1 rRNA gene (cut by a window edge) is annotated in these 545 nt (G+C 49.0%); it reads left to right on the top strand.

The window, feature by feature from the left end:
• Positions 1–21: 21 nt before the first annotated feature.
• Positions 22–545, top strand: a 23S ribosomal RNA gene (locus tag KO518_RS16945) (it continues 2,515 nt past the right edge of the window).

Here is a 545-nt window from a genome sequence, read left to right as displayed (position 1 = left end):
CGAAGCTATTTAGGGTTGTATGGTTAAGTGACTAAGCGTATACGGTGGATGCCTTGGCAGTAAGAGGCGATGAAGGACGTGTAAGTCTGCGAAAAGCGGTGGCGAGTTGACAAAACGCATTTGAGCCATCGATGTCCGAATGGGGAAACCCACCCGCTTGCGGGTATCATTAACTGAATACATAGGTTAATGAGGCAAACCCGGGGAACTGAAACATCTAAGTACCCGGAGGAAAAGAAATCAACCGAGATTCCCTTAGTAGCGGCGAGCGAAAGGGGAGCAGCCGATGTTAGTTGTCATAGTGGAATATTCTGGAAAGTTTAACGGTACAGGGTGATAGTCCCGTACACGAAGTGGCAACGAGCACATATTAAGTAGGTCGGGACACGTGTTATCTTGACTGAAGATGGGGGGACCATCCTCCAAGGCTAAATACTCCTTACTGACCGATAGTGAACCAGTACCGTGAGGGAAAGGCGAAAAGAACCCCTGTGAGGGGAGTGAAATAGAACCTGAAACCGTATACGTACAAGCAGTGGGAGCCC

The sequence above is a fragment of the Aestuariibacter sp. A3R04 genome (assembly GCF_018860805.1).
Classification (GTDB): domain Bacteria; phylum Pseudomonadota; class Gammaproteobacteria; order Enterobacterales; family Alteromonadaceae; genus Alteromonas.
Note: the sequence above shows the minus strand (reverse complement) of the source record. Positions and strands in the feature narration are given on the sequence as shown.